25 protein-coding genes are annotated in these 23,757 nt (G+C 64.4%); 15 read left to right on the top strand and 10 right to left on the bottom strand.

Annotation, left to right across the window (positions count from 1 at the left end; translation table 11 throughout):
- The first annotated feature begins 17 nt into the window (after positions 1 to 17).
- The 3 genes from CAL22_RS15355 (at position 18) to CAL22_RS15345 (ending at position 1,657) form a co-directional block, all read left to right on the top strand.
- The gene (locus tag CAL22_RS15355; protein ID WP_094814705.1) at positions 18 to 419 is read left to right on the top strand and encodes a CidA/LrgA family protein; all 402 of its coding nucleotides are present in this window, start codon (positions 18 to 20) and stop codon (positions 417 to 419) included.
- Positions 409 to 1,104: an LrgB family protein gene (locus CAL22_RS15350; RefSeq protein WP_432264305.1), complete on the top strand. Its 696-nt coding sequence runs from the start codon at positions 409 to 411 to the stop codon at positions 1,102 to 1,104. Before CAL22_RS15355 ends, CAL22_RS15350 begins: the two co-directional genes overlap by 11 nt.
- 67 nt (positions 1,105 to 1,171) lie before the next feature.
- Complete coding sequence (locus CAL22_RS15345) at positions 1,172 to 1,657, top strand: hypothetical protein (RefSeq protein WP_094814703.1); 486 nt, start codon at positions 1,172 to 1,174, stop codon at positions 1,655 to 1,657.
- Here CAL22_RS15345 and CAL22_RS15340 read toward each other — a convergent pair.
- Positions 1,654 to 2,415 (bottom strand): 3-oxoacyl-ACP reductase, encoded by a 762-nt coding sequence (locus tag CAL22_RS15340; protein WP_094814701.1) that lies wholly within the window; start codon positions 2,413 to 2,415, stop codon positions 1,654 to 1,656. The genes CAL22_RS15345 and CAL22_RS15340 overlap by 4 nt on opposite strands.
- Before the next feature lie 129 nt (positions 2,416 to 2,544).
- Complete coding sequence (locus tag CAL22_RS15335) at positions 2,545 to 3,096, bottom strand: Dps family protein (RefSeq protein WP_094814699.1); 552 nt, start codon at positions 3,094 to 3,096, stop codon at positions 2,545 to 2,547.
- A gap of 231 nt (positions 3,097 to 3,327) precedes the next feature.
- Between CAL22_RS15335 and CAL22_RS15330 the strand changes: the two genes are divergently transcribed.
- Complete coding sequence (locus CAL22_RS15330; protein ID WP_094814697.1) at positions 3,328 to 3,543, top strand: hypothetical protein; 216 nt, start codon at positions 3,328 to 3,330, stop codon at positions 3,541 to 3,543.
- 49 nt (positions 3,544 to 3,592) lie between these two features.
- Here the strand turns inward: CAL22_RS15330 and CAL22_RS15325 are convergent, their stop codons facing one another.
- Positions 3,593 to 4,183, bottom strand: coding sequence for a DUF2325 domain-containing protein (locus CAL22_RS15325; protein ID WP_094814695.1), 591 nt, complete (start codon positions 4,181 to 4,183; stop codon positions 3,593 to 3,595).
- Between the two features lie 224 nt (positions 4,184 to 4,407).
- Between CAL22_RS15325 and CAL22_RS15320 the strand changes: the two genes are divergently transcribed.
- From CAL22_RS15320 to CAL22_RS15290, 7 genes are all read left to right on the top strand, one after another.
- Entirely contained in the window at positions 4,408 to 5,610 is a 1,203-nt protein-coding gene (locus CAL22_RS15320; protein ID WP_094816673.1) for an ATP-binding protein, read from the top strand.
- Positions 5,607 to 6,164 carry a response regulator transcription factor gene (locus tag CAL22_RS15315; RefSeq protein ID WP_094814693.1) on the top strand — a complete coding sequence of 186 codons (558 nt, stop codon included), beginning with the start codon at positions 5,607 to 5,609 and terminating at the stop codon, positions 6,162 to 6,164. The genes CAL22_RS15320 and CAL22_RS15315 overlap by 4 nt, the downstream gene beginning before the upstream one ends.
- Positions 6,165 to 6,429: 265 nt before the next feature.
- Positions 6,430 to 7,338: a ubiquinol oxidase subunit II gene (gene cyoA, locus CAL22_RS15310; protein ID WP_094814691.1), complete on the top strand. Its 909-nt coding sequence runs from the start codon at positions 6,430 to 6,432 to the stop codon at positions 7,336 to 7,338.
- 3 nt (positions 7,339 to 7,341) lie between these two features.
- Positions 7,342 to 9,318 (top strand): cytochrome o ubiquinol oxidase subunit I, encoded by a 1,977-nt coding sequence (gene cyoB / locus CAL22_RS15305; RefSeq protein ID WP_094814689.1) that lies wholly within the window; start codon positions 7,342 to 7,344, stop codon positions 9,316 to 9,318.
- Positions 9,319 to 9,324: 6 nt separating this feature from the next.
- The gene (cyoC, locus tag CAL22_RS15300) at positions 9,325 to 9,939 is read left to right on the top strand and encodes a cytochrome o ubiquinol oxidase subunit III (protein WP_094814687.1); all 615 of its coding nucleotides are present in this window, start codon (positions 9,325 to 9,327) and stop codon (positions 9,937 to 9,939) included.
- Positions 9,939 to 10,283, top strand: a complete 345-nt coding sequence (cyoD, locus tag CAL22_RS15295) for a cytochrome o ubiquinol oxidase subunit IV (RefSeq protein WP_094814685.1) — start codon at positions 9,939 to 9,941, stop codon at positions 10,281 to 10,283. The genes cyoC and cyoD overlap by 1 nt, the downstream gene beginning before the upstream one ends.
- A gap of 193 nt (positions 10,284 to 10,476) precedes the next feature.
- Positions 10,477 to 11,355 carry a pirin family protein gene (locus tag CAL22_RS15290; protein ID WP_094814683.1) on the top strand — a complete coding sequence of 293 codons (879 nt, stop codon included), beginning with the start codon at positions 10,477 to 10,479 and terminating at the stop codon, positions 11,353 to 11,355.
- On the opposite strand, the gene CAL22_RS15285 is transcribed toward CAL22_RS15290, so the two are convergent.
- The gene (locus CAL22_RS15285; protein WP_244193904.1) at positions 11,327 to 12,211 is read right to left on the bottom strand and encodes a class I SAM-dependent methyltransferase; all 885 of its coding nucleotides are present in this window, start codon (positions 12,209 to 12,211) and stop codon (positions 11,327 to 11,329) included. The genes CAL22_RS15290 and CAL22_RS15285 overlap by 29 nt on opposite strands.
- A 431-nt stretch (positions 12,212 to 12,642) precedes the next feature.
- Here CAL22_RS15285 and CAL22_RS21450 point away from each other — a divergent pair, with 431 nt between their 5' ends.
- Positions 12,643 to 14,034, top strand: coding sequence for a methyl-accepting chemotaxis protein (locus tag CAL22_RS21450; protein ID WP_094814679.1), 1,392 nt, complete (start codon positions 12,643 to 12,645; stop codon positions 14,032 to 14,034).
- A gap of 159 nt (positions 14,035 to 14,193) precedes the next feature.
- Positions 14,194 to 14,871 (top strand): M23 family metallopeptidase, encoded by a 678-nt coding sequence (locus CAL22_RS15275; protein ID WP_094814677.1) that lies wholly within the window; start codon positions 14,194 to 14,196, stop codon positions 14,869 to 14,871.
- Positions 14,872 to 14,874: 3 nt separating this feature from the next.
- On the opposite strand, the gene CAL22_RS15270 is transcribed toward CAL22_RS15275, so the two are convergent.
- Entirely contained in the window at positions 14,875 to 15,339 is a 465-nt protein-coding gene (locus CAL22_RS15270) for a CopD family protein (protein WP_167383652.1), read from the bottom strand.
- 134 nt (positions 15,340 to 15,473) lie between these two features.
- Here CAL22_RS15270 and CAL22_RS15265 point away from each other — a divergent pair, with 134 nt between their 5' ends.
- Positions 15,474 to 15,956, top strand: a complete 483-nt coding sequence (locus CAL22_RS15265; protein ID WP_094814675.1) for a YajQ family cyclic di-GMP-binding protein — start codon at positions 15,474 to 15,476, stop codon at positions 15,954 to 15,956.
- Here CAL22_RS15265 and urtE read toward each other — a convergent pair.
- From urtE to urtA, 5 genes are read right to left on the bottom strand one after another with little or no spacing between them, the layout of a single operon-like run.
- Positions 15,953 to 16,651: an urea ABC transporter ATP-binding subunit UrtE gene (gene urtE, locus CAL22_RS15260; protein ID WP_094814673.1), complete on the bottom strand. Its 699-nt coding sequence runs from the start codon at positions 16,649 to 16,651 to the stop codon at positions 15,953 to 15,955. The genes CAL22_RS15265 and urtE overlap by 4 nt on opposite strands.
- A 1-nt stretch (position 16,652) precedes the next feature.
- Positions 16,653 to 17,477, bottom strand: coding sequence for an urea ABC transporter ATP-binding protein UrtD (urtD, locus tag CAL22_RS15255; RefSeq protein ID WP_094814671.1), 825 nt, complete (start codon positions 17,475 to 17,477; stop codon positions 16,653 to 16,655).
- Positions 17,474 to 18,613, bottom strand: a complete 1,140-nt coding sequence (urtC, locus tag CAL22_RS15250; protein WP_094814669.1) for an urea ABC transporter permease subunit UrtC — start codon at positions 18,611 to 18,613, stop codon at positions 17,474 to 17,476. The genes urtD and urtC overlap by 4 nt, the downstream gene beginning before the upstream one ends.
- Positions 18,610 to 20,229 (bottom strand): urea ABC transporter permease subunit UrtB, encoded by a 1,620-nt coding sequence (urtB, locus tag CAL22_RS15245; RefSeq protein ID WP_208622013.1) that lies wholly within the window; start codon positions 20,227 to 20,229, stop codon positions 18,610 to 18,612. The genes urtC and urtB overlap by 4 nt, the downstream gene beginning before the upstream one ends.
- A 20-nt stretch (positions 20,230 to 20,249) precedes the next feature.
- On the bottom strand, positions 20,250 to 21,500 hold the full coding sequence (gene urtA / locus CAL22_RS15240) for an urea ABC transporter substrate-binding protein (protein WP_094814667.1): 1,251 nt from the start codon (positions 21,498 to 21,500) through the stop codon (positions 20,250 to 20,252).
- 446 nt (positions 21,501 to 21,946) lie between these two features.
- On the opposite strand from urtA, the gene atzF reads away from it, so the two are divergent.
- On the top strand, positions 21,947 to 23,755 hold the full coding sequence (gene atzF, locus CAL22_RS15235; RefSeq protein ID WP_094814665.1) for an allophanate hydrolase: 1,809 nt from the start codon (positions 21,947 to 21,949) through the stop codon (positions 23,753 to 23,755).
- The last annotated feature ends 2 nt before the right edge of the window (positions 23,756 to 23,757 follow it).

The following is a 23,757-nucleotide window of genomic DNA, read 5'->3' as shown; positions in this document are numbered from 1 at the left end:
GCTCAGGGAGTGTTGTCATGTTTTCTCGTAGTTGGACCCTCGGACGCAGCTATCTGAGGCGCAGCAGGTTGATGCAGGTCGGGGTGATCGCGGGGTTTGCCTGGGCGGGTCAGGCGCTGGCGCAATGGAGCCGTCTGCCGATTCCAGGCAGCGTGCTCGGCATGGTGATGGTGCTGCTGCTGCTGGGCAGCGGCCTGTTGCGGCTCAATCACATCCGTCGTGGCGCCAGCTGGCTGCTGGCCGAAATGCTGCTGTTTTTCGTGCCGGCGGTGATGTGCCTGCTCGACCATCGCGAGCTGATGGGCATGCTGGGGCTGAAGATCCTGGCGGTCATCGTGCTGGGCACCGTGCTCGTGATGGGGGGCACGGCGCTGGCCATCGACCTGTGCTATCGCTGGATGAACCGCCGTGTTTGCTGATCTGGGCGCGCTCTTATTCTGGCCGGTGGCCACGGTGCTGGCCTATCTGTGCGCGCGCACGGTCTACCGCCGTCGCGGTTATTGGTGGAGCTCGACGCTGGTCCTGGCGCCGGCGCTGTTGCTTGCCCTGGCACTGTGTCTGCACGCAGGGTATGCCGACTATATGCGCGGCAGTCATTGGTTGATGGTCATGCTCAGCCCGGTCATCGTGTCTTTCGCTTTGCCGCTCTATCAGGAGCGGGCGCTCATCCGCCGCTATTGGCCGATACTGCTGGTGGGCGTCACCGTGGGCAGCACCATCGCCGGGGTGAGCGCATGGCTGCTGGCCACCTGGCTGGACTTGCCGGCCGACGTGCGCCTGAGCCTGGTGCCGCGTTCGGTCGCCACGCCGTTTGCCATGGCGCTGTCGTCGCGCTTGGGCGGGGTGCCCGACCTGACCGCGGTCTTCGTCATCGTCACCGGCGTGCTGGGCGCGCTCATGGGGCAGACGTTGCGGCGGTTGTTGCCCCTGCGATCGTCGCTGGCGCGCGGCGCGTTGTTCGGCATGGGCGCGCACGGCGCGGGCGTGGCCAAAGCGCGCGAGCTCGCCGCCGAGGAAGGGTCCATCGCCGGATTGGTCATGGTGCTGGCCGGCCTGTCCAACGTCCTCATCACGCCTAGCGTGGCCTATCTGCTGGCCAGTTGAACCTCCGCTACCAGGGCGGCCGGCACCAGGTGTACAGTGGGTGTCGAACATCGCCGGGGAGGGCGTCATGAAGATAGCAAGGAGTTTGCGCGGGCTGGCCTTGGGCCTGGCTTTGTCGTGCTCGATGGCCGGGCTGGCCCAGGCGGCCGGGCCGCTGGATGCGGCGCGTGAGATGGTGGCGCGGCAGGATCTCGGCGTGGCCTTGCTGCCCATGGGAATGGCCGCGGCGTTGCGTACGCAAACCTATGCGGGCCTGGTTCAGCATCTGGGCGCCGAGAAAGCCCATGCCCTGCTCGAAGAAGAACTCAAACGGGCCGCGCCCACGTATCGCGCCCAATGGGAAGAAAACCTGGCTCAGGCCTATAGCCAGTTTTTCACCGCCGCCGAATTGCAGTCGGTGGCCGACAAGGGCGATGCCGCACCCGAGGCCGCCAAGATGCAGGAGACGGCCAATCAGGTGGGAGCGGCGATGATGCAGCTGTCCGCGCCCCTGCTCAGCCAGTATGTGGCCGATGCCTTGCTGGGCGCGCAAAAGCGCGCCAGCGCGGGCTAGTCTTTGACCAGCCCGCCGTCGACGACCAGATTCTGCCCGGTCACCGCGCGCGCCCACGGCGACAGGAAAAACAGCACCGCGTCGGCGAACTCGGCCGGCGTGGTGACGCGCCGCAGCGGCGTCAGGCTGGCGATCAGATCGAACACGGCCTGCGGGGTCGCTGAACTGGCGTCCGTGGTTTGCAGCAGCCCGCCGGAGACCATGTTCACGGTGATGCCGTCCGGGCCCAGATCTTGGGCGGCAGTGCGCGTGAGCGACAGCAATGCAGCCTTGGAGGCGGTGTAGTCGTGATAGGGCACGACCGGGTTCTGAACCAGGTTGGTGCCTATGTTGACGATGCGGCCAAAACCCGCCTGCCGCATGGCGGGCAGGGCGGCTTGCATGGTGTTGAGCGCCCCTTTGACCGCGCCATTGATCTGCCCTTCGAAGCGTTCCCAGGCGATGTCGCCCAGCAGCGGGCGGGCGTCGCCGTCGAAGCGGAAGTCGGCCAGCGCATTGTTGACCACGGACAGTATCGGTTGGCCGGTGTGTTCGGCGGCTGCCGCCACCAAGGCGCGCACCTGCGCGGCGTCGGTGACATCGGCCTGCAGGGCAATGGCCAGCGGCCCGAGCTCTTCGGCCAGCGCCCGTGCCTGACGCTCGCTGCGATGGTAGTTGATGATGACGCGGGCGCCGGCCTGCGCCAGCGCCCGCGCGATGGCCGCGCCTAAGCCACGGCTTGCGCCGGTGACCAGGACGGTCTGTGCGGATATGTCCATGTCGAATCTCCTGTACGCGGGCATTATGCCTGCGGACAGAGGGCCGGGCGCTGCCCGCGTCCGCGTGTGGGCCCCAACGACACTGCCCCGGACAGGCCGGGGCAGTGTGACAGACGCGAGGGCGGCGGCTCAGTGGCCGGTGCTGTCGGCCTGACGGCTGGCCTCGAAGAGGAACCAGGTCCGTTTTTCGGTCTCGTCGATCCAGTTTTCGAGCAGGCTGGAACTGGCGATATCGTGGTACTCGTCGGTCACGTCGTGCGCTTCGCGCAGGGCGGCGGCCAGCGCCTTGTTGTCATCGCGCAGCTCGGCCAGCATGTCCAGCGGTTGGACGTAATCGGCGTCGTTGTCCAGCACGCGCTGCATGCGGGCGATGTGCCCGATCGAGCGCAGCGTGGTGCCGCCGATCTTGCGCACGCGCTCGGCCAGCGCGTCGGTCATGGCGAACAGCTCATCGCCTTGTTCGTCGAGCATCAGGTGGTAGTCGCGAAAATGCGGGCCGCTGACATGCCAATGGAAGTTCTTGGTTTTGAGGTAGAGAGCAAAGACGTCAGCCAGCAACTGGTTCAGGGCAACCGAGATATCGCGGGTGGCGGCCTGGGCCAGGTCAGTCGGGGTGGCTAGCGGGCGCTTGCGGCGTTGAACCGCGGCGCTCTTCTGTTTCGGATCCAGTTTCTTGACCATAGCAAGCAACTCCTTTTAAGAGGGTATGTCCGAGTCAGTTCCGGCGATGTGAATCATGCCGGCTCACTTCTAGCGTAAACCCCATGGCTCGCTTTGCCAACCCGTGATCGGGCCGCGCCATGACTTGCCGCAATGTCCTGAGGTTGCATTGCTCATGCGGATGGGCGAGGATGGTGGACGTGGAATCAACCTCGTGCGGCAAGGCGCCGCCGGCTTTCGGGAGTGACTGGCATGGAATGGAAAATCGTGCGTAGCGGCTGGGTGGGCGACCGCAACTTCGATGTCGAAATGCGCGAAGAGGCAGCCGGCTTCGTGCCGCGCGTCAATGTATATGGTTTCCCGCCGCTGGAGGTCGCCGAGGCGCCCTATCCGACCGAAGCGCTTGCGCTGAAAGGCGCCCTGCGCCGCCTGTCGGAGGAGTTCGACGAAGCGCCGCGCTTCGAGTAAGGCAGCCGGCCCGCGCTCGTCGCTGCGGCGAGCCGGGCTTGCGCTCGAATCAAGCCGGTTTGCGTGAAGTGGGGGGCTGGATGACGGCTTCCGGGCTGTCGACCAGCACGCACTGTTTTCCTGTGCGTTTGCAATGGTCGCGGACCCGCCAATAGGCGTCATGGCTGATGCAGCCGGTCTGGCAGATGACCAGATCCGCCGCGCGCAGGCTGGCCTCCAGGGCTTCTTCTTCGCCTTCGTGCGTGAGAAAGCGCCCGCCCGTGCTTTCTACCAGTTGCCGCGCCAGGCCGACGGTATTGCCATCGCTGCCCACGCACAGCACTGCCCGGCTGCCGCCATTGCGCTGGCGGGCCAACGTCCGGACCCTTTCCATGAGTTGCTCGACCTGCCGCGCCAGGGTTTTGCGCCGCGGCAGTTGGGCGGCTTCGCGCAGCGCCTGCTGATCCGCTTCGGCCCAGGCCATGCGCGTATCGCGCAGCACGACCGCCAGGCGTGTCTGGAAGAGGGCGTTTTCAAGATGGTCGATACGCTCGGCCTGGCGTCGCAGGCGCAGGGAGCAATCGGCCTGGATGCGCCCGTAGGCTTGCAGCAGGGCGGCGTGCTCCGAGCGTAGCTGCTCGGTGTCGGATAGCGTGGACATGCGACCTCCTGGGACGAACGCGGCGGAATTCGCGCAGACCGGCAGTATAATTGATAATCATTATTGTTTGTAGGGCGGATTTGCATGGCCGGCCGCTGGCCCGGCAGGCGCGCAGGGCGCCGAGCGTCCCCCGGGAAATCCCCCTACAATCCGAGGTTTGGCTCCTTTTGCCCTCTTGGAGGGCCTTGTCGGCCTCTCCCAGCCTTCGCGGCTTTTTCCTGCCCATGCCCGGTAGTTCCGCCATTTCTTTCCTGCGCACTCTGTGCAGCCTGCGTTGGTTAGCCATCGGCGGGCAGGCCATGACCGTGCTCGTGGCCAGCAGTCTGTTGGGGCTGCCCTTGCCGCTGGAGCCCTTATGGGCTGGCGTGGGCGCGCTGGTGGCATTCAATGCCTACGCCAGCCTGCGTCTGCGGCGCACCAGTGATATTTCCTACGGCACGGCCTTTGCCCATCTGATGGTGGATATGGCGGTGCTGGCCTGGATGGTGGGCTGGAGCGGCGGCATCACCAATCCGTTCGGCACCATGTTTCTGGTGTTGATCGCCCTGGCGGCCTTCGCGCTGCCCGGCGGCTGGGCGTTCGCCGCGGCCCTGGCCAGCCTGGCGGGCTACACCGCCGCGGCCGTGTTCGGCCAGCCGCTGGCCAGCAGCCACAATACGTATTTGTTGCTGCTCTGGGGGCTGGGGGCCAACTTCCTGATCTCCGCGGGCGTGGTGCTGTATTTCTCGACGCGTCTGGCCGCCGACTTGCGGGCCCGGGAAAGAGAACTGGCCCTGCTGCGCGAGCGCTTCACGCGCAACGAGGGTATCGTCGCGCTGGCCACCCATGCGGCGGCCATGGCGCACGAACTGAATACGCCGCTGGCCACCATGACGCTGCTGGCCGACGAGGTGCGCGAAGAAGTGCAGGATCCGGACCTGCGCGCCGATGTGGATACGCTGCGTGAGCTGCTGGCCTTGTGCCGCGAGCGCATCCGCAATCTGGCCGTGCCCACGGAGGTCGATCTGGTACGCGTGGTGGGGCAGTGGCGCCTCATCCGCCCGACGATCGATTTGCGCCGCACCGGCAGCCTGCCCGAATCGCTGCGGGTGGAGCCGGCCATCGCCCACCTGTTGCAGGCTCTGCTGAACAATGCCGCCGACGCCGGCGAAGAGGCCGGCGATCCGCGGGTCGATCTGCATCTGGAGTTCCTGGACGGGGCGCTGCGCGGCGAAGTGCGCGATCATGGGCGAGGGTTCGATCCGGATCACACCGTGTTGCCGGCGCTTTTCAGCAGCGACAAACCGGGCGGCCTGGGCGTGGGCCTGGCGCTGTCTCACGCCACGGTTGAACAACTAGGGGGCGAAATGACCATCTCGGCTGCCGAGGGCGGAGGCGCCCGCATCAGCTTTCATCTGCCTTTGGGCGGGGCGACATCATCACTATGACAGAATCGAACTCCCCCGTTGGTCTGCTGATCGACGACGACGAACTCTATGTCAAAACGCTGCAGCGCAGCCTGGCGCGGCGGGGATTGCAGACCCATGTGGCCTGCAATATCGCCGAGGCGCTGCGGGTGGCCGAGGAGGTGCGGCCGGCGTTTGCCCTGGTGGACTTGCGGCTGGGCGAGGATTCGGGCCTGACCTTGATCCGTCCCCTGCGCGCATTGCGCGAGGACATGCGCATCCTGCTGGTGACCGGCTATGCCAGCGTGGCCACGGCGGTCGAGGCCATCAAGCGGGGCGCCGACGACTACTTGCCCAAACCCGCGACCGCCCCCATGATATTGAGAACCCTGGGCCTGATGAAGCCGGAAACGGTTACGATTGAAGCGACCATGACGCCGTTGCACCGCCTAGAATGGGAGCACATCCAGCAGGCTTTGCACGAAACCGGCGGCAATGTGTCGGCCGCCGCCCGCCTGTTGGGCATGCACCGGCGTTCTTTGCAGCGCAAGCTCATGAAAAAGCCCGGTCCGGAGCGCGATTCGGTCATCGAGTAGCGGATCCGCCGCATAGGGCGATTTTGGGGTGCGTCATATTGTCGCAGTCCCAGCCTCGGGCCGCAGTGGCCATAAGACCCTGCTGATAAGCCTCAAGGCCCCGCCAGCCACCTGCTCCCCCTCCACCCTGCGTCATTTCGTCGCACCCCCTGGGGCCGCTGCACTGGCTAAAGTCTAAGTCTGCTCTGGTTCTGTGTGAAATTCCGCTCATTGCGGACTGCCCGCGGGCCGTCAAACCTTTTCTCCATCCATCCCAAGGCTGTACGTGAAACACCCCCACCTTGCGACTATCGCGCGCACGCTAGCTGTCGGCGCTGTCCTGCTGCTTGGCGGCTGCACGATGGAAATTCTCTCTCCCAAGGGAGACATCGGCGCCCAGGAAAAAACCCTGCTCCTCACCGCACTCGGCTTGATGCTGCTGATCGTGGTGCCCGTCATATTCATGACGCTCTACTTCGCCTGGAAGTACCGCGCCTCCAATACGGATGCCGAGTACCTGCCGAAGTGGTCGCACTCGACCCGTATCGAAGTCGTGGTCTGGACCATTCCCTGCATCATCATCGTCATTCTGGCGGTGCTGACCTGGAAGTCCTCGCATGAGCTGGATCCCTACCGCCCCCTGGAGTCGACGGCCAAGCCGGTGACCATCGAGGTGGTGTCGCTGGACTGGAAGTGGTTGTTCATTTACCCGGAATACGGCATTGCCACGGTCAACCAGATCGCCTTCCCGGTTAATACGCCCGTCAACTTCCGCATCACGTCGCAATCGGTGATGAACTCCTTCTTCATCCCCCAGCTGGGCAGCCAGATCTACTCGATGGCGGGCATGGAGACCAAGTTGCACCTGAACGCGTTCGAAGAGGGTGACTACGCGGGCTTGTCGGCCAACTACAGCGGCGGTGGCTTCTCCGGCATGCGTTTCCGTGCGCTGGCCATGTCGCAGCAAGGTTTCGAGGACTGGATCAGCAAGGCCAAGGCGGCCAAGCAGACCCTCACGCCTGAGGTCTACGCCGAGCTGACCAAGCCGAGCGAACACAACCCGGTGGCACTGTACTCGGATGTGCCGGTCGGCATGTTCGACTTCATCGTGCATAACCAAATGAGCAAGATGGCCGGTGTCGACCCTGCGACGTGTACGCCCGCCTCGAAGAATCTGATCGCTGTTGCGGAGTAATTGATGTTCGGAAAACTCACTCTGGAGGCCGTTCCGTACCATGAACCTATCGTCATGGTTACGCTGGCCGCTGTCGCCCTGGGAGGCCTGGCCCTCCTGGGCGCGATAACCTATCTGGGCAAGTGGAAGTACTTGTGGACCGAGTGGTTTACCACCGTGGACCACAAGCGCATTGGCGTGATGTACATCATCGTCGCCCTGATCATGCTGCTGCGCGGCTTTGCCGATGCCATCATGATGCGCACCCAGCTTGCCGTCGCCTCGGGCGACTCGACGGGCTTCCTGCCGCCGCATCACTACGATCAGATCTTCACCGCCCACGGCGTCATCATGATTTTCTTCATGGCGATGCCCTTCATCACCGGGCTGATGAACCTCATCGTGCCGCTGCAGATCGGCGCGCGCGACGTGGCCTACCCCTTCCTGAACTCGCTGAGCTTCTGGCTGTTCGCCGCCGGCGTGGTCCTGATCATGATGTCGCTGTTCGTGGGTGAGTTCGCCGCGACCGGCTGGCTGGCCTATCCGCCCTTGTCCGGGCTGGATTACAGCCCGAGCGTGGGGGTGGATTACTACATCTGGGCGCTACAGATATCCGGGCTGGGCACAACGCTTAGCGGCATCAACTTCGTGGTCACCATCCTGCGCATGCGCGCCCCGGGCATGAACCTGATGAAGATGCCGGTGTTCACCTGGACTGCGCTGGTCACCAACATCCTGATCGTGGCCGCCTTCCCGGTGCTGACCGCCACGCTCGCGCTGCTGACGGCGGACCGTTATCTCGGTACGCACTTCTTCACCAATGACGGTGGCGGCAACGTGATGATGTACGTCAACCTGATCTGGATCTGGGGTCACCCGGAGGTCTACATCCTGATCTTGCCGTGCTTTGGTGCGTTCTCGGAAATCATCGCCACGTACTCGCGCAAGCCCTTGTTCGGCTACAACTCCATGGTTTATGCGACGGCCGCCATCGGCGTGCTGTCCTTCCTGGTCTGGCTGCACCACTTCTTCACCATGGGCGCGGGGGCCAACGTCAACGCCTTCTTCGGCATCGCGACAATGATCATCTCCATCCCGACCGGGGCGAAGGTGTTCAACTGGTTGTTCACGATGTACAAGGGCCGCGTGCAGATGACCACGCCGGTGCTCTGGACCATCGGCTTCATGGTCACCTTCGTGATCGGCGGCATGACCGGCGTGCTGATGGCCATCCCGGCCGTGTCCTTCGTGCTGCACAACAGCCTGTTCCTGATCGCCCACTTCCACAACGTCATCATCGGCGGCGTGGTCTTCGGTTGTATCGCGGCCATGACTTACTGGTTCCCCAAGGCCTTCGGCTTCAAGCTGAATGAGCGTCTGGGTCGCTACTCGTTCTGGTGCTGGTTCATCGGTTTCTATCTGGCCTTCATGCCCCTGTACATCCTGGGCTTCAAGGGCATGACGCGCCGCCTGAACCACTACGACAATCCGGAGTGGCAGCCTTACCTGATCGTTGCTCTGGTGGGTGCTTTCTTCATCGCGCTGGGCATCTGGTTCCTGCTGCAGCAAGTCGTGGTCTCGATCCGTGACCGCAAGCAGAACCCGGACCTGACGGGTGATCCCTGGAATGGCCGTACCCTGGAGTGGGCCACCTCGTCGCCCCCGCCGTTCTACAACTTCGCCCATGTGCCGCACGTCGATTCGCTCGACCAGCACTGGGAAGACAAAGAACGCGGCATCGCCTACGTGCAACCCAAGAAGTACGAAGACATCCACATGCCGCGCAACACCGGCGCCGGTATTTACATCAGCGCTTTCGGCCTGGTCATGGGTTTTGCTCTGATCTGGCACATCTGGTGGCTGGCCATCGTTGGCCTGGTCGGCATGATCGGTTCCTTCATCGCCCGTGTCTATGACCGCAACGTGGACTACTACGTCCCTGCCGCCGAAGTCGAGCGCATCGAGAACGAACACTACGCCAAAATGCAAAAGGCGGCCTGATCCACTATGACGCACGCTGTAGCCAACTCCTCTCACGATGCCCATCACGGGCATGAGCACCACGACGATGGATCCAAGACCGTTTTCGGTTTTTGGGTCTATCTGATGAGCGATTTGCTCATTTTCTCGGTGCTGTTCGCGACCTTCGCCGTGCTGTCGAATGCGACGGCCGGCGGCCCGCACGGCAGCGAACTGTTCGACCTGAAGTTCGTTCTGGTCGAAACGATGTTGCTGCTGATCTCCAGCTTCACCTTCGGCGTGGCCATGCTCAATATGCATGCTGGCAAAGCCAACAAGGTGATCGGCTGGCTGGTCATTACCTTCCTGTTGGGTGCCGGCTTTATCGCCATGGAACTCTACGAGTTCCAGCACCTGATCCATGAAGGCGCGGGCCCCGATCGCAGCGCCTATATGTCGGCCTTCTTCTTCCTGGTCGGCACCCACGGTCTGCACGTCACCGCCGGCCTGCTGTGGATCATCATCATGATCGACATGGTGCGCCGCCACGGCCTGGATGGCGTGAACAAGCGTCGTCTGTCGTGCCTGAGCCTGTTCTGGCACTTCCTGGACATCGTCTGGATCTGCGTCTTCACCTTTGTCTACCTCATGGGAGCCATCTGATGTCCGCTCATCACGACGTCGCCCACGCCGACCATGCCGATCACGGCAGCTTGAAGTCCTATATCGTCGGTTTCATTCTCTCCATCGTCCTGACGCTGGTCGCCTTCTGGCTGGTGATGAGCGGCGGTTTCACGCGTCAATTCATGTTGATCGGCGTGCTGGTGCTGTGCGTGGCGCAGTTGCTGGTGCAGTTGGTGTTCTTCATGCACATGGGCGCATCCAAGAGCCAGCGTGAAAACCTGTCGGCTTTCTTGTTCACGGTCATGGTCATCGCCATCATCGTGGGCGGTTCGATCTGGGTCTTGCACAACATGAACGCCAACATGTTGCACCCCATGCCTTAAGCCCGCACGGCTGATCCGGCAAGGCAAACGGCGCCCCTCTGGGGCGCCGTTTCGTTGGGTGCGCCGGCGCGATGATTGTTCCACCGTCAGGACGCTGCGGACAGGCCGCGCCACTATTCAGCAACAGTAGCCAGGGCTAAGCTTGACCCATCATGTTCGGCCTTTTTCTGGCACGAACCAACAGGAGTTGATCATGAGCGATCGCAAGGTGGTGCTCGAGCGCCTGTCGGCGCCCTCGCCCCATTGGGTGGGCAATGGCTTTCCGGTACGTTCGCTGTTTTCCTATCCCTCGCTGGGCAAGAAGCTCAGCCCTTTTCTGCTGCTGGACTATGCGGGCCCGGCGACCTTTCCCGGCGATGGGGCGCGGCGCGGCGTGGGCGAGCATCCGCATCGCGGTTTCGAGACCGTGACCATCGTCTATGCCGGCGAGGTGGCGCACCGGGATTCGACGGGTCAGGGCGGCGTGATCGGCCCGGGCGACGTGCAATGGATGACCGCGGCCGGCGGCATTTTGCACGAGGAGTTCCACTCGCCGGATTTCAGCGCCAAGGGCGGAGAGCTGGAGATGGCCCAGCTTTGGGTCAATCTGCCGCGCACGGCCAAGATGTCCGAGCCGGGCTATCAGGCCATCACGGCCGGCCAGATCCCGCAATTGGATCTGCCGCAGGGCAGCTTGCGCGTGATTGCCGGCGAGTACGACGGCACGCGGGGCCCGGCGCACACCCATACGCCGCTCAATGTGTGGGACCTGCGCCTGGCCGCGGGAGCGCGCTTGCGTTTGCCCTTGCCGCAGGGCCATCAGGCGGTCGTGGTGGTGTTGCGCGGCACGGTGCTGGTCAATGACGAGGACGTGCTGCGAGACGCCCAGCTTGCGATCTTTGGCGCGCAGGGCGAAGGCGTGGATCTGGAAGCCAATAACGATGCGCTGGTGCTCATCCTCAGTGGCGAACCCATCGATGAGCCCATCGTCGGGCATGGCCCTTTCGTCATGAACAGCCGCGAGGAGATCCTGCAGGCGTTTCAGGACTTCGAGACTGGCCGCTTTATTCGCGGCGCCGGGCCGTCACGCTAGGAAAGAGGGCCGCGGGATCGTCGTGAAAGACGATTTCGTCCAGGCCTGCCTCCTGTAGCAGGGCGCGGGTCTGCGCATGCGTGCGCAGACCCGTCCAGGCGGGTTGCAATAGCCGCGTGAACAGGACTTGCTGCAACATCAGATCGGCCGGGTCCAGCAGGTCCATGCGCCAGGGCGAGGCCGGGTTGAGGCTGGGCGGCGGCGTCATGAAACTGGTGAGCAGCAGGCCGCCCGGCTTGAGCAAGGCGGCGCAGCGCCGGTAGAGCTCGCGCACACGGGCGTCGTCGGGCTCGTAGATGGTCAGGCCGTGGCTGACAACGATATCGGCTGCGACGTCCAGGCGGCACTGCCAGGCATCCTCATGCCGCAACTCCGCGGGCAATCCCCGTTGGGCGGCGCGTTGCTGCGCCGTGGCCAGTGCCGAGGGATCGATATCGATGCCGACCAGCCGCGCCGCGGGCGCGTGGCGGTAATCCAGATTGAGCAGGTCGGAGAGCGTGCCGCAGGGCAGGCTGAGCAGGGTCATGCCGGGGCGCAGCGCGCCTTGCAACTGCTGAGTGAAGATTCCGAATCGCGCGCGTGTGGCCGCCGCGGCCGGCAGGCGCTCGAGCAGCAGGCGTTCCGTGGCATCGCCGTTGCCGGGCTGGCAGCCCACCACCACATCGGTCCAGTGGGCATCCAGGCCGCCGTGGCGCAGCAGAAACGCGCCGAGCGGGCATTGGGCCAGGTCATGCAGCAGTTCAATCTGGCGGCTGACAGGCCAGCCGGGCAGGTCTCCGCATTGCATCAGGCGGGCTTCGATGTCGGTGTGGGGCCGGCGGTGGCCATGGCTGAGATTTGAAGTATCGCGGGGCATTGGGGCGCGTGCAAAAAAATCCACAACTTACTTTGCTTGCGATCCCCGTCATAGCGGCGAAAGGCTGATTTCTTTGGCCGCGGGCCCCGCATCAACGGCCAGGGCCGCCCCTCTGCTGATATCGAAATAAATATCGGTTTATTACTTTGATGGAATATATTGCGGTGTGCCGGTACTAAAAAGTTTCAACAACTTAATAAATGTTCTGGATGTTGCAATGGTGTTTACCCTGTGATGTGCAGGGGGCTTCTCGTGTAGATTGGATTTAACTTTTTGAAATTCAAATATCTACGAGCATTCGCGCCGCAGCCCTGGCGCCGCGCACCACGCAAGATTATTTCGGAAAGTGAATTTGCCTGTTACGAACGATCAGCCGGGTGCTGAATCAGCCACCCGTTCCTTGGTATCACTTCGATTGGCGGGAGGCGGAGATGCAGCAGTTCTCTTGGGGCAGGTGGCTGGGCCAGCATGCGGCGGAGCAGGGCGCCAGACTGGCGGCGCTGGACAAGGTGCAGGCGGTGATCGAGTTTGACCTGGACGGCTATGTGCTGGCCGCCAACGGTATTTTCCTGGATACCTTCGGCTATACATTGCCGGAAATATTGGGGCAGCACCACCGCATATTCATCGATCCCGAAGAAAGAGAAACCGGCGCATACCAGCGATTCTGGGAAAAACTATCCCTGGGCATGCCGGATTCGGGCCGCTATCGCCGTCTGGCCAAGGACGGCCGCGATATTTGGCTGCAGGCCAGCTATAACCCGATTTGCGACTCCCAGGGACGCCCCGTCAAAGTGGTGAAATACGCCACCGACATTACCACCGAGCAATTGCGCCGCGCCGATGCCGAAGGCCAGCTCGAGGCCATAGGCAAGGTGCAGGCGGTTATCGAATTCGATTTGCAAGGTTATATCCTGCATGCCAATGACCTTTTCCTGGGCGCGCTGGGCTATCGCCTGGATGAGATCATCGATCAGCACCACAGTATGTTCGTGCAAGCCGACGAGCGCCGCAGCGCGGCGTATGGCGATTTCTGGCGGCGGCTGAGTTGCGGCGAGCATCAGACCGGGCAGTTTCTGCGCATCGGCAAGGGCGGGCGCAATGTGTGGATCGAAGCCAGCTACAACCCGATTTTTGACGCCGACGGCCGGCCGTTCAAGGTGGTGAAGTACGCCACCGACATCACGCGCCGGTTTACCGCAGCGCAGACCTTACGCGTGGCGGTGCAGGGCCTGACCGAGAATGCCGAGCGGGCATCGCAGGCCAACGAACTGGCGCAGGAGGCTTGCCGCGTGGCCGAGCAGGGCGGCCAGACGGTGCACAACGTCATCAGCACCATGGACGCCATTACTGCCAGTTCGCGCAAGATATCGGAGATCATCGGCGTGATGGATGGGATCGCATTCCAGACCAATATCCTGGCGCTCAACGCCGCCGTGGAGGCCGCAAGGGCCGGCAATCACGGCAAGGGCTTTGCCGTGGTCGCCGCCGAAGTGCGCAGCCTGGCCCAGAACAGCGCGGCGGCGGCCAAGGAGATCAAGGATCTCATTCGCAGCTCCGTGCATCAGATCGAGCGCGGCGCTACGCTGGTTCAATCGGCCGGCAGCACCATGACCGATATCGTGGCGTCTTCGCGCAGGGTGACCGAGATCATGGGCGAAGTGGTGCAGGAGTCTCTGGAGCAGTCCGGCAGGTTGGGGGATGTCACGGAAGACCTGATCCAGGGATCGGGCACGCGGCAGACACCTGCGCCCAGGTTGCGGCTGGCCGAGGCGCGCCCGCTATTGCCGGAGATGCCGCGCACGGCATTGACCGCGCACTGAAGGCTAAAGCCTTGAAACACTGCCTAAAATCGGACAAAACCGGGCTTTGATGCGCGGCGTCACAGGTGGCCTGGCGCATTTCTTGGTACGCTTGCCAGGCCAACCACTTCGCTGTCCGATAACGTTTTGTCCAGAACCCCCCTCTCCCTGCCTGCCCGTTTGCGCCTGTTTCTGGCGCTCAGTCTGATTGCCTTGCTGGCCGCGTGCGCGTCGTCGTCCGGCGGCGGGGCGGCCCAGCCGGGGTTTCACCGGGTGGCCGCCGGCGAGACGCTGACCAGTATCGCCCGGCGTTACGATCAGAGCGTGGCCGACCTGGTCCGCTGGAACAAACTCTCCAGCGCCAATCAGATCGACAAAGGGCAGTTGCTGCGGGTTGTGCCGCCAGGCGGGACCGCCAAAACCGCATCGACAGCATCGTCCTCGCGTGGCGCGGCCACGGCCAAATCCGTGCCGCGCGGCGCTCCGGTGCGCGGCATCAGCCTGATCTGGCCGGCCGAAGGCAAACTGACCCGCGGCTACAACGGCTCTTCCTCCAATGGCCTGGTGATCGGCAACACGGCGGGCACGCCGGTGGTGGCCGCCGCGGCCGGCACGGTCGCCTACGCCAGCAATGGCCTGCGGGGTTATGGCAACCTGGTCATCTTGCGCCACGGCGCGACCTTCATCACCATCTACGCCCATAATCGCAAGCTGTTGGTCAAACAGGGGCAGGCCGTCAAACAGGGCCAGAAGATCGCGGAGATGGGCAATAGCGACGCCAGTGCCAACCAGCTGTATTTCGAGCTCAGGCGCGACGGTAAACCGGTCGACCCGACCGGCGTTTTGCCCGCGCGCTGAGGCTCAGAGCAGCACGGCGGCCACGATCAGCACGCCCAGGACCAGATTGACCGCCACACAGGCGCGAACCTGGGCCGCCGCACGGGCGCCCGCGGGCCAATCGCCGCGGTCGACTGCCGCGCTCAGGCGCGCGAACAGGGCGTAGCGGACATAGAAATAGATCGCCGTCATGACCACGCCCAGGCCGGCCATGACATGCCAGCCTGGCGGGATGCGCAGGTCCCCGCCTGTGGCGTGGACTTGCGAGGCCACCTCGGCAAGCATCCAGGCGCCGCTGGCCAGCGCGATCAGGATGGCTGCCAGCAGTGCGCCCAGAAATCGGGCCAGCAGGCCGCGCAGCGTGCGCAGGCGCTCGGGCGGCGGCAGACAGGCCAGCGCAGGGCGCACGAAGAACAAGGTATAGGCCATGCCGCCGAGCCAGAAGATGATGGCCAGAACATGCAGCAGTTTCACTACGTTGTAGACCATCGCGCGCCTCGGGCAGCAGGAAAGTCTTCATCATACCGGCGCGGGGGCAGCGGCCGTGAATTCGTCTTAAACTGGCGGTCAGGAGGCCGGGCGGGCTGCCCGGCCGTTTCTAGGCTTTCTTCAGGATTTGTTTCATGCCGAGTTTTGACGTGGTTTCCGAGGTCGATAAGCACGAACTGACCAATGCGGTGGACCAGGCCAACCGGGAGTTGTCCACCCGTTTCGATTTCAAGGGCGCCAACGCCAAGTTCGAACTGGAGGGCTACGTGGTCACCCAGGTTGCTTCCAGTGCTTTTCAGCTCAAGCAGATGCTCGACATCCTGCGCGGCCGGCTGTCGGCGCGCAATATCGATGTGCGGTGCCTCGACGAGGACAGCCCGCTGGAAAACCTGGGAGGCGCGCGCCAGAAGATCACCGTCAAGCAAGGGATAGAGCAGGCCACCGCCAAGAAGCTGGTGGCGGCCATCAAGGCGAGCAAGATCAAGGTCGAAAGCCAGATCAATGGCGACAAACTGCGGATCACCGGTAAGAAGCGCGATGATCTGCAGGCAGTCATGCAGTTGCTGCGCAAGACCGATGTGGACCTGCCGCTGCAGTACGACAACTTCCGCGACTAGACCGCCAGGTGCCGCCGCACGTGCTCGCCGTCGATGTCGGCGCGCGTGCCGGCGGCCACGACTTCCCCGCGTGACATGACGACAAACTGGTCGGCCAGCTCGCGGGCGAAGTCGAAGTATTGCTCACACAGCAGAATGGCCATATCGCCGCGTTGGCGCAGCAGGTGGATGACGCGGCCGATGTCCTTGATGATGGAAGGCTGAATGCCTTCGGTGGGTTCGTCGAAGATGATGACCCGCGGCTCGGCCACCAGCGCGCGCGCGATGGCCAGTTGTTGTTGCTGGCCGCCGGACAGGTCGCCGCCGCGCCGCTGCAGCATGCTCTTGAGCACCGGGAACAGGTCGAATATTTCGCCCTTGATGCGGCGCGCCCGGGCAGCGGGCAGGGTTGCCATGCCCATGAGAATGTTTTCTTCGACACTCAGCCGCGCGAAGATGTCGCGGCCTTGCGGCACGTAGGCCATGCCCAGGGCGGCGCGCTGGTGCGGCGCCAGCCGGGTGATGTCGCGGCCCTCCAGGCCGATCGTGCCCCGCGTCACGGGCAGCACGCCCATCAGGCATTTGAGCAGCGTGGTCTTGCCCACGCCGTTGCGGCCCAGCAGGGCCATGCATTCACCGCGCGCCAGCGACAGCGAGACGCCGCGCAAAGTGTGGCTGCCGCCATAGTATTGATGGATGTTGTCGATATCGAGCATGTCAGCGTCCCAGATAGACTTCGATCACGCGTGCGTCCTGCTGCACCTGCTGCATCGGTCCTTCGGCCAGCACGGCGCCTTCGTGCAGGACGGTCACCTTGCCCTGGCCCGCGATCTGCGTGACGAAATCCATGTCGTGTTCGACGACCATCAGCGAGTGCTTGCCGCGCAGGGTGTTGAGCAATTCGCCGGTGCGGGCGGTTTCGGCGTCCGTCATGCCGGCCACCGGCTCATCGAGCAGCAGCAGCCGGGGCTCTTGCATGAGCAGCATGCCGATCTCCAGCCACTGTTTCTGCCCATGCGAGAGCAACCCGGCCTGGCGGCTGGCGTGGCCGCCCAGGCCGATCAGATCCAGTGTGGCGGCGATGCGGTCGGTCTGCTCCCGGTTCAGCCTGGCCCGCAAGATGGGCCAGACACGCTTGTCCGTTTTCATGGCCAGCTCCAGGTTCTCGAAGACGCTGTGCTGTTCGAACACGGTGGGCCGTTGAAACTTGCGGCCGATGCCGGCATCGGCGATGCGGGCCTCGGATAAGGTGGTCAGATCGATGTTCTGCCCGAAGAACGCCGTTCCTGAGGTCGGGCGTGTCTTGCCGGTGATGACATCCATCATGGTGGTCTTGCCCGCCCCGTTGGGGCCGATGATGCAGCGCAGCTCGCCCACGCCGATATCCAGCGTCAGGCCGTTGAGCGCCTTGAAACCATCGAAGCTGACCGTGATGTCATCCAGGTAGAGAATGGCGCCGTGCGCGGTGTCGACGTCGCGGGGATTGACGCGGCCATAGCTGGCCGGGCCGCCGGAGCCGCCCGGGATTTGCGTCTCGCTCATGAGGATCTGCTCCTTTGCAGCAGGCGGCGCGCCAGGCCGGCCAGGCCTTGGGGCAAAAACAGCGTGACGAGCACGAAGATCAGGCCCAGCGCATACAGCCAGAATTCGGGGAACACACTGGTGAACCAGGTTTTCAGGCCGTTGATCGCGCCGGCGCCGACGATCGGCCCGATGAGGGTGCCCCGGCCGCCGGTGGCGACCCAGATCACCATTTCGATGGAGTTCTCGGTGGACATTTCGCCCGGATTGATGATGCCGACCTGGGGCACGTAAAGCGCGCCGGCCAGCCCGCACATCACGGCCGACAAGGTCCAGACGAACAGCTTAAAGCCCAAGGGTTCATAGCCCAGAAAGCGCAGCCGCGCTTCGCCGTCGCGCACCGCCGTCAGCACGCGGCCCAGCCGCGATTGCGTGACCACGCGCGCCAGAAGCAGGCAGCCGGCCAGCGCGACCAGGGTGATCCAGTACAGCGCGGCGCGAGTGTCCGGCGAGGTGATGTCGTAGCCAAGAATGCGCTTGAAGTCGGTGAAACCGTTGTTGCCGCCGAAGCCCGTCTCGTTGCGGAAGAACAGCAGCATGGCCGCGTAGGTCAGGGCTTGGGTGATGATGGAGAAGTAGACCCCCTTGATGCGCGAGCGAAAGGCAAAGTAGCCGAAGAGAAAGGCCAGCACGCCAGGCACCAGCAGCGCGAGCAACCAGGCATACCAGGCATGATCGGTATAGGCCCAGTACCAGGGATAGTCTTTCCAGTTCAGAAAGACCATGAAGTCCGGCAGCTCGCTCTGATAGGCGCCGTCGCGGCCGATGGCGCGCATGAGATACATGCCATGGGCGTAGCCGCCCAGCGCGAAGAACAGGCCATGGCCCAGCGAGAGGATGCCGGTATAGCCCCAGACCAGATCCAGGGCCAGGGCGGCCAGTGCATAGCACATGAACTTGCCCAGCAAGGCCACGGCATAGGCCGAGACGTGCAGGGGATGGTCCGGCGCAAACCAGAGATTGAGCGCTGGCAGCAGGGCCAGGATGAGCGTGGCCGCGGCCAGTCCCATCCAGGCGGCCGGCGAGAACAGCGCATGAGGGCGGAAGGGCAATGCCGCCGGGGCGGGCGCGGCGAGAGTCAGCGAGGCGGGTTTCATTCGGCGCTCCGGCCACGCGGGGCGAACAGGCCCTGCGGGCGTTTCTGGACAAAGAGGACGATGAGGATGAGGATGCTGATCTTGGCCATGACCGCGCCGGAGTAGGGTTCGAGGAATTTGCTCAACCCGCCCAGGCCCAGAGCGGCAATGACGGTGCCGGCCAACTGGCCCACCCCGCCCAGCACCACCACCATGAAGGAATCGACGATGTAGCCACGGCCCAGGTCCGGGCCGACGTTGCCCAGCTGGGACAGGGCGACTCCGGCCAGGCCGGCGATGCCGGAGCCCAGGCCAAAGGCCAGCATATCTACACGGCCGGTCGGCACCCCCACGCAATCGGCCATGCGGCGGTTCTGGGTGATGGCGCGGACGAACAGCCCCAGCCGTGTATGGTTGAGCAGCAGCCAGACCAGAAAGACCACCAGCAAGGCGAAAAGTATGATGGCGATGCGGTTGTAGGTCAGGACCAGGCCGCCCAGGACGGTGATGCCGCCGCTCATCCAGGCCGGGTTGCTGACTTCGACATTCTGCGCGCCAAAGATGCTGCGCACGGTCTGCATCAGGATGAGGCTGATGCCCCAGGTGGCCAGCAAGGTTTCCAGCGGACGGCCGTACAGCCAGCGGATGACGGTGCGTTCCAGCGCCATGCCGACCAGGGCGGTCGTCAGGAAAGCCACTGGCAGCGCCGCCAGCACATACCAGTCCATCCAGCCGGGCAGGTAGGCGCGAAATACGGTCTGAACCAGATAGGTGGCATACGCGCCTATCATCAACAGTTCGCCGTGCGCCATGTTGATGACGCCCATCAGGCCGAACGTAATGGCCAGGCCCAGGGCGGCCAGCAACAGCACACTGCCCAGGCTCAGGCCGTAGAACAGATTGCCGGCCCATTCGATGGCCGTCATGTGGCGGTCTATCTGATGCAGGGCGTTGAGCGCGGCCTGGCGCACGCCGGCATCCGGTTCGCCGGCCTCGCCGGCCAAGGGCATGAGCAGCGGGCGCACGCCCGGATCGGCCGCTTTGCCCAGCATTTGTACGGCGTGCAGGCGCACCGAGGCATCGGCGCTGGCCAGTTCGAGGCGGGCCTGCGCCTGCTGCAGGACCTCACGCACCTGCGGCTGGGTCTCCTGCTGCAAGGCGCGCCCGATCAGCGGCAGGCGCCCGGGGTCGTTGCTTTGCATCAGCCGTTGCGCGGCGCGCAGGCGCTCGGCGCTATCGGGAGCAAACAGCGCCGATGTGGCCAGCGCGTCTTCGATGGCGCGCCGCAGGCGGTTGTTGATGGTGATGGGCTGCGCGCCGGCCGGCATGGCCAGCCGGGCGCCCGTCACGGGGTCGAGCGCTTGACCGTCAGCCTCGATCAGCACCCGGCCGCCATCGCTGGCATAGAGGTGCTGTCCGCCCAGCGCGCGCAGCACCTGAGCCGCGCGCGCATCGGGCAGCCCGCCCAGTTGGCCGATCAAGAGCAGCTTGGCGCTGCTGTCATCGCCGGCGAGCACCGCCAGCTCATCGAGTCCGGCGGCCTGGACGCTGGCCTGGCCACCGGCCAGGACCATCAGGCAGGCCAGCAACCAGCTCGCCAGCCGGCGGTGACAACAATGAACGACCATTCTATGCATGACTGCCCTTTCTGCTGTGATCAGAGGCCTTGCTTGCCTTCGTTGCCGGCGATGTAGGGACTCCAGGGCTGGGCGCGGATGGGGCCCTTGCTCTTCCACACCACGTTGAACTGTCCATCGGCATTCACTTCGCCGATATAGACCGGCTTGTGCAGGTGATGGTTGGTCTTGTCCATTTCGATGGTGTAGCCGTCGGGGGCGTTGAACTTCTGCCCGCCCATGGCCGCGATGACCTTGTCCACATCGGTGGATTTGGCCTGCTCGACGGCCTGCTTCCACATATTGATGCCGATATAGGTGGCTTCCATCGGATCATTGGTGACGGCCGTGGCGGCATTGGGCAGGTTCTTCGCCTTGGCGTAGGCCTTCCACTTTGCGACGAAGGCATCATTGGCGGGATTCTTGACGGACTGGAAGTAATTCCAGGCGGCCAGGTGGCCGACCAACGGCTTGGTATCCACGCCGCGCAGTTCTTCCTCGCCCACCGAAAAGGCCACCACCGGCACATCGGTGGCCTTCAGGCCCGCGTTGCCCAGTTCTTTGTAGAAGGGCACGTTGGAGTCGCCATTGATGGTGGATATCACGGCCGTCTTGCCGCCGGTGGCGAACTTCTTGATGTTGGCCACGATGGTCTGGTAGTCGGCGTGCCCGAAAGGCGTGTAGACCTCTTCGATATCGCTGTCTTTCACGCCCTTGGAGTGCAGATAGGCGCGCAGAATTTTGTTGGTCGTGCGCGGATAGACATAGTCGGTGCCCAGGAGCACGAAGCGCTTGGCGCCGCCGCCATCTTCACTCATGAGGTACTCGACCGCCGGGATGGCCTGTTGATTCGGGGCGGCGCCGGTGTAGAAAACGTTCTTCTCCAATTCCTCGCCTTCGTACTGCACCGGATAGAACAGCAGGCCGTTGAGTTCCTTGAAGACCGGCAGCACCGACTTGCGCGACACCGAGGTCCAGCAGCCGAAGACCACGTCGACCTTATCCTGCGTAAGCAGTTGGCGCGCCTTCTCGGCAAACAGCGGCCAGTTGGAGGCCGGGTCCACGATGACGGCTTCGAGCTTCTTGCCCATGACGCCGCCCTGGGCGTTGATTTCGTCGATGGTCATGAGCGCCACATCCTTGAGCGAGGTCTCGGATATGGCCATGGTGCCGGACAGCGAATGCAGGATGCCGACCTTGATGGTGTCGGCGGCCAGCGCCTGCGGCATCCAGCCGGAGATGGCCAGAAGGGTGGCGGCGCTCAAAGTTTTGATGACTAGTCTGCGTTGCATGGTTGACTCCGGGATGATGGCCGGTCGATCCGGCCGCTTTGTTCGTGGAACATCCAACACCGTTCGCTTGGCAGGGCGTCAGGCCAGCGGTGGCAATGCCTGTGCTGCGGGCATAGGGAGCAAAGCAAGCTTTGTGCCAGGCCAAGCCGAGGCGGCCGCGTCATGGGAGCCGTGCGTGCGGCGCAGGGGTTTTCCTGGGGGGGAAGGCAGGGGCCGGCTTGGTGCGGCAGGCACAGAAACAGTGCGCGATACGCTCGACTATCGTGCTTGCCGCCGGTCGGCGGATCGCAGGCGCGGGCGGCGCGGCGGGCAGGCGCTGAGCAGGGCGCGGCCCCTCGCTCCAGGGAGAAACCGCATGTGCCAGCCTGTGGCAGGTGGCCCGGTTCGCAGAGATGGCACGGCGCTTGCTTGGGTATCCGTACTTGTACACAAGAAAGGATCCCAGCATGAATGCCCCCGCTGCACAAACCCAGGGATGGACCTTGGCCCAATGGCGCCAGGCTTACCGGGAGGGCGCTTCACCCGACGCGCTGCTCGCCGCCTTCACGGCCGGAGTCGGCCAGGACAATGCCTGGATCGCCGGTCTGGACACCGCCGGCCTGGCGGCTCAGCTAGCGGCCCTGGCGCGGCGCTTGAACAATGCCGGGGGCGATCTGGAGCGCCTGCCGCTTTACGGTGTGCCCTTCGCGATCAAGGACAACATCGATGCGCAGGGGTGGGCGACGACCGCCGCCTGCCCGCCGTTTGCCTATCGTCCGGATGCGGACGCGACGGTAGTGGCGCGGCTGCGCGCGGCCGGCGCCATTCTCGTGGGCAAGACCAACCTCGATCAGTTCGCGACCGGCCTGGTGGGCACCCGATCGCCCCATGGCGCGGTGAGCAACAGCTTCGATGCGCGCTATATCAGCGGCGGGTCGAGCTCGGGCTCGGCCTCGGTGGTCGCGCGTGGGCTGGTCCCGTTTTCGCTGGGCACCGATACGGCCGGCTCGGGCCGTGTGCCGGCCGGCTTTAACAATATCGTGGGCCTCAAACCCACGCGCGGCTGGCTCAGCACCGCGGGCGTGGTCCCCGCCTGCCGCACACTGGATTGTGTATCGGTCTTCGCGCTCACGGTCGAGGATGCGCTGGCCGTGGCCGACATTGCCGGCGGCTATGACGGCGCGGATGCGTACTCGCGCGCCGAGCCGCCGGGCGCGCGCTTGTCCTGGCAGGCGCCGCCGCGGCTGGCGGTGCCGGCGCAGTGCGAGTTTTTTGGCGACGAGGCGGCCCGCAAGGTGTACGAGGACGCGCTGGCGCGTCTGCGCGCCTTGGGCGCGCAGATCGACACGATCGATTTCGCGCCTTTCGAAGCACTGGCTGAGCTGCTTTATCAGGGCCCGTGGGTGGCCGAGCGTTTCGCGGCTGTGCAGTCGATCTGGCGCGAGCAGCCGGAGGCATTGCACCCGGTGGTGCGCGGCATCGTCGAGCAAGCACAGGGCTTTAGCGCCACGGATGCGTTCATGGCCGAGTATCGCCGCGCGGCGCTGGCGCGCCGGATCCAGGACACGCTGGCCGGCTTTGACGCGCTGGTCGTGCCGACATCGCCCTCCATCTACACCATCGCGCAATTGCAGGCCGACCCGGTGACGCTGAACTCGCGTCTGGGGCGGTATACCAATTTCGCCAATCTGGCGGATCTGTCCGCGCTGGCGGTGCCGGCGGGCATGCGCGATGACGGACTGCCTGCCGGCATCACTTTCATCGGCCTGGCCTGGCAGGATCATGGCCTGGCCGCGTTCGGGCAGCGCTGGCAGCGCGCGCTGGATCTGCCTCTGGGCGCGACCGGCAAGCCCCTGCCGCCCGCCGCCGACCTGCCGGCGTCGGGCGACACCGTGCGGGTGGCCGTGGTCGGCGCGCACCTGACCGGCATGCCGCTCAATCATCAACTGATCTCGCGCCAGGCGAAGCTGGCCGAGCAGACGCGCACGGCGGACAGTTACCGCCTCTACGCCCTGGCCAACACCACGCCGCCCAAACCCGGGCTGGTTCGCACGGAGGAGGGCGGCGCCGGCATCGAGGTCGAGCTCTGGGACGTGCCCAGCGTGCATTTCGGCTCCTTCGTGGCGGAGATCCCCGCGCCCTTGGGCATAGGCACGCTGGAGCTGGCCGACGGCCGGCGAGTCAAGGGCTTTATCTGCGAGCCGTGCGCACTGCAAAACGCGCGCGACATCACATCCTTTGGCGGCTGGCGCGCGTTCATCGCCGCGCGGCCCTGATT

This window comes from Bordetella genomosp. 12, assembly GCF_002261355.1.
GTDB lineage: Bacteria > Pseudomonadota > Gammaproteobacteria > Burkholderiales > Burkholderiaceae_B > Bordetella.
This window is presented reverse-complemented; position numbering and strand designations above follow the sequence as displayed.

Bases quoted from the DNA above. Each gene is read 5' to 3' on its own strand.
- CAL22_RS15355 (WP_094814705.1), top strand. From the start codon at position 18: ATGTTTTCTCGTAGTTGGACCCTCGGACGCAGCTATCTGAGGCGCAGC.
- CAL22_RS15345 (WP_094814703.1), top strand. From the start codon at position 1,172: ATGAAGATAGCAAGGAGTTTGCGCGGGCTGGCCTTGGGCCTGGCTTTG.
- CAL22_RS15340 (WP_094814701.1), bottom strand. From the start codon at position 2,415: ATGGACATATCCGCACAGACCGTCCTGGTCACCGGCGCAAGCCGTGGC.
- CAL22_RS15335 (WP_094814699.1), bottom strand. From the start codon at position 3,096: ATGGTCAAGAAACTGGATCCGAAACAGAAGAGCGCCGCGGTTCAACGC.
- CAL22_RS15330 (WP_094814697.1), top strand. From the start codon at position 3,328: ATGGAATGGAAAATCGTGCGTAGCGGCTGGGTGGGCGACCGCAACTTC.
- CAL22_RS15325 (WP_094814695.1), bottom strand. From the start codon at position 4,183: ATGTCCACGCTATCCGACACCGAGCAGCTACGCTCGGAGCACGCCGCC.
- CAL22_RS15320 (WP_094816673.1), top strand. From the start codon at position 4,408: ATGCCCGGTAGTTCCGCCATTTCTTTCCTGCGCACTCTGTGCAGCCTG.
- CAL22_RS15315 (WP_094814693.1), top strand. From the start codon at position 5,607: ATGACAGAATCGAACTCCCCCGTTGGTCTGCTGATCGACGACGACGAA.
- cyoB (WP_094814689.1), top strand. From the start codon at position 7,342: ATGTTCGGAAAACTCACTCTGGAGGCCGTTCCGTACCATGAACCTATC.
- cyoC (WP_094814687.1), top strand. From the start codon at position 9,325: ATGACGCACGCTGTAGCCAACTCCTCTCACGATGCCCATCACGGGCAT.
- cyoD (WP_094814685.1), top strand. From the start codon at position 9,939: ATGTCCGCTCATCACGACGTCGCCCACGCCGACCATGCCGATCACGGC.
- CAL22_RS15290 (WP_094814683.1), top strand. From the start codon at position 10,477: ATGAGCGATCGCAAGGTGGTGCTCGAGCGCCTGTCGGCGCCCTCGCCC.
- CAL22_RS15285 (WP_244193904.1), bottom strand. From the start codon at position 12,211: ATGCCCCGCGATACTTCAAATCTCAGCCATGGCCACCGCCGGCCCCAC.
- CAL22_RS21450 (WP_094814679.1), top strand. From the start codon at position 12,643: ATGCAGCAGTTCTCTTGGGGCAGGTGGCTGGGCCAGCATGCGGCGGAG.
- CAL22_RS15270 (WP_167383652.1), bottom strand. From the start codon at position 15,339: ATGGTCTACAACGTAGTGAAACTGCTGCATGTTCTGGCCATCATCTTC.
- CAL22_RS15265 (WP_094814675.1), top strand. From the start codon at position 15,474: ATGCCGAGTTTTGACGTGGTTTCCGAGGTCGATAAGCACGAACTGACC.
- urtE (WP_094814673.1), bottom strand. From the start codon at position 16,651: ATGCTCGATATCGACAACATCCATCAATACTATGGCGGCAGCCACACT.
- urtD (WP_094814671.1), bottom strand. From the start codon at position 17,477: ATGAGCGAGACGCAAATCCCGGGCGGCTCCGGCGGCCCGGCCAGCTAT.
- urtC (WP_094814669.1), bottom strand. From the start codon at position 18,613: ATGAAACCCGCCTCGCTGACTCTCGCCGCGCCCGCCCCGGCGGCATTG.
- urtB (WP_208622013.1), bottom strand. From the start codon at position 20,229: ATGCATAGAATGGTCGTTCATTGTTGTCACCGCCGGCTGGCGAGCTGG.
- urtA (WP_094814667.1), bottom strand. From the start codon at position 21,500: ATGCAACGCAGACTAGTCATCAAAACTTTGAGCGCCGCCACCCTTCTG.
- atzF (WP_094814665.1), top strand. From the start codon at position 21,947: ATGAATGCCCCCGCTGCACAAACCCAGGGATGGACCTTGGCCCAATGG.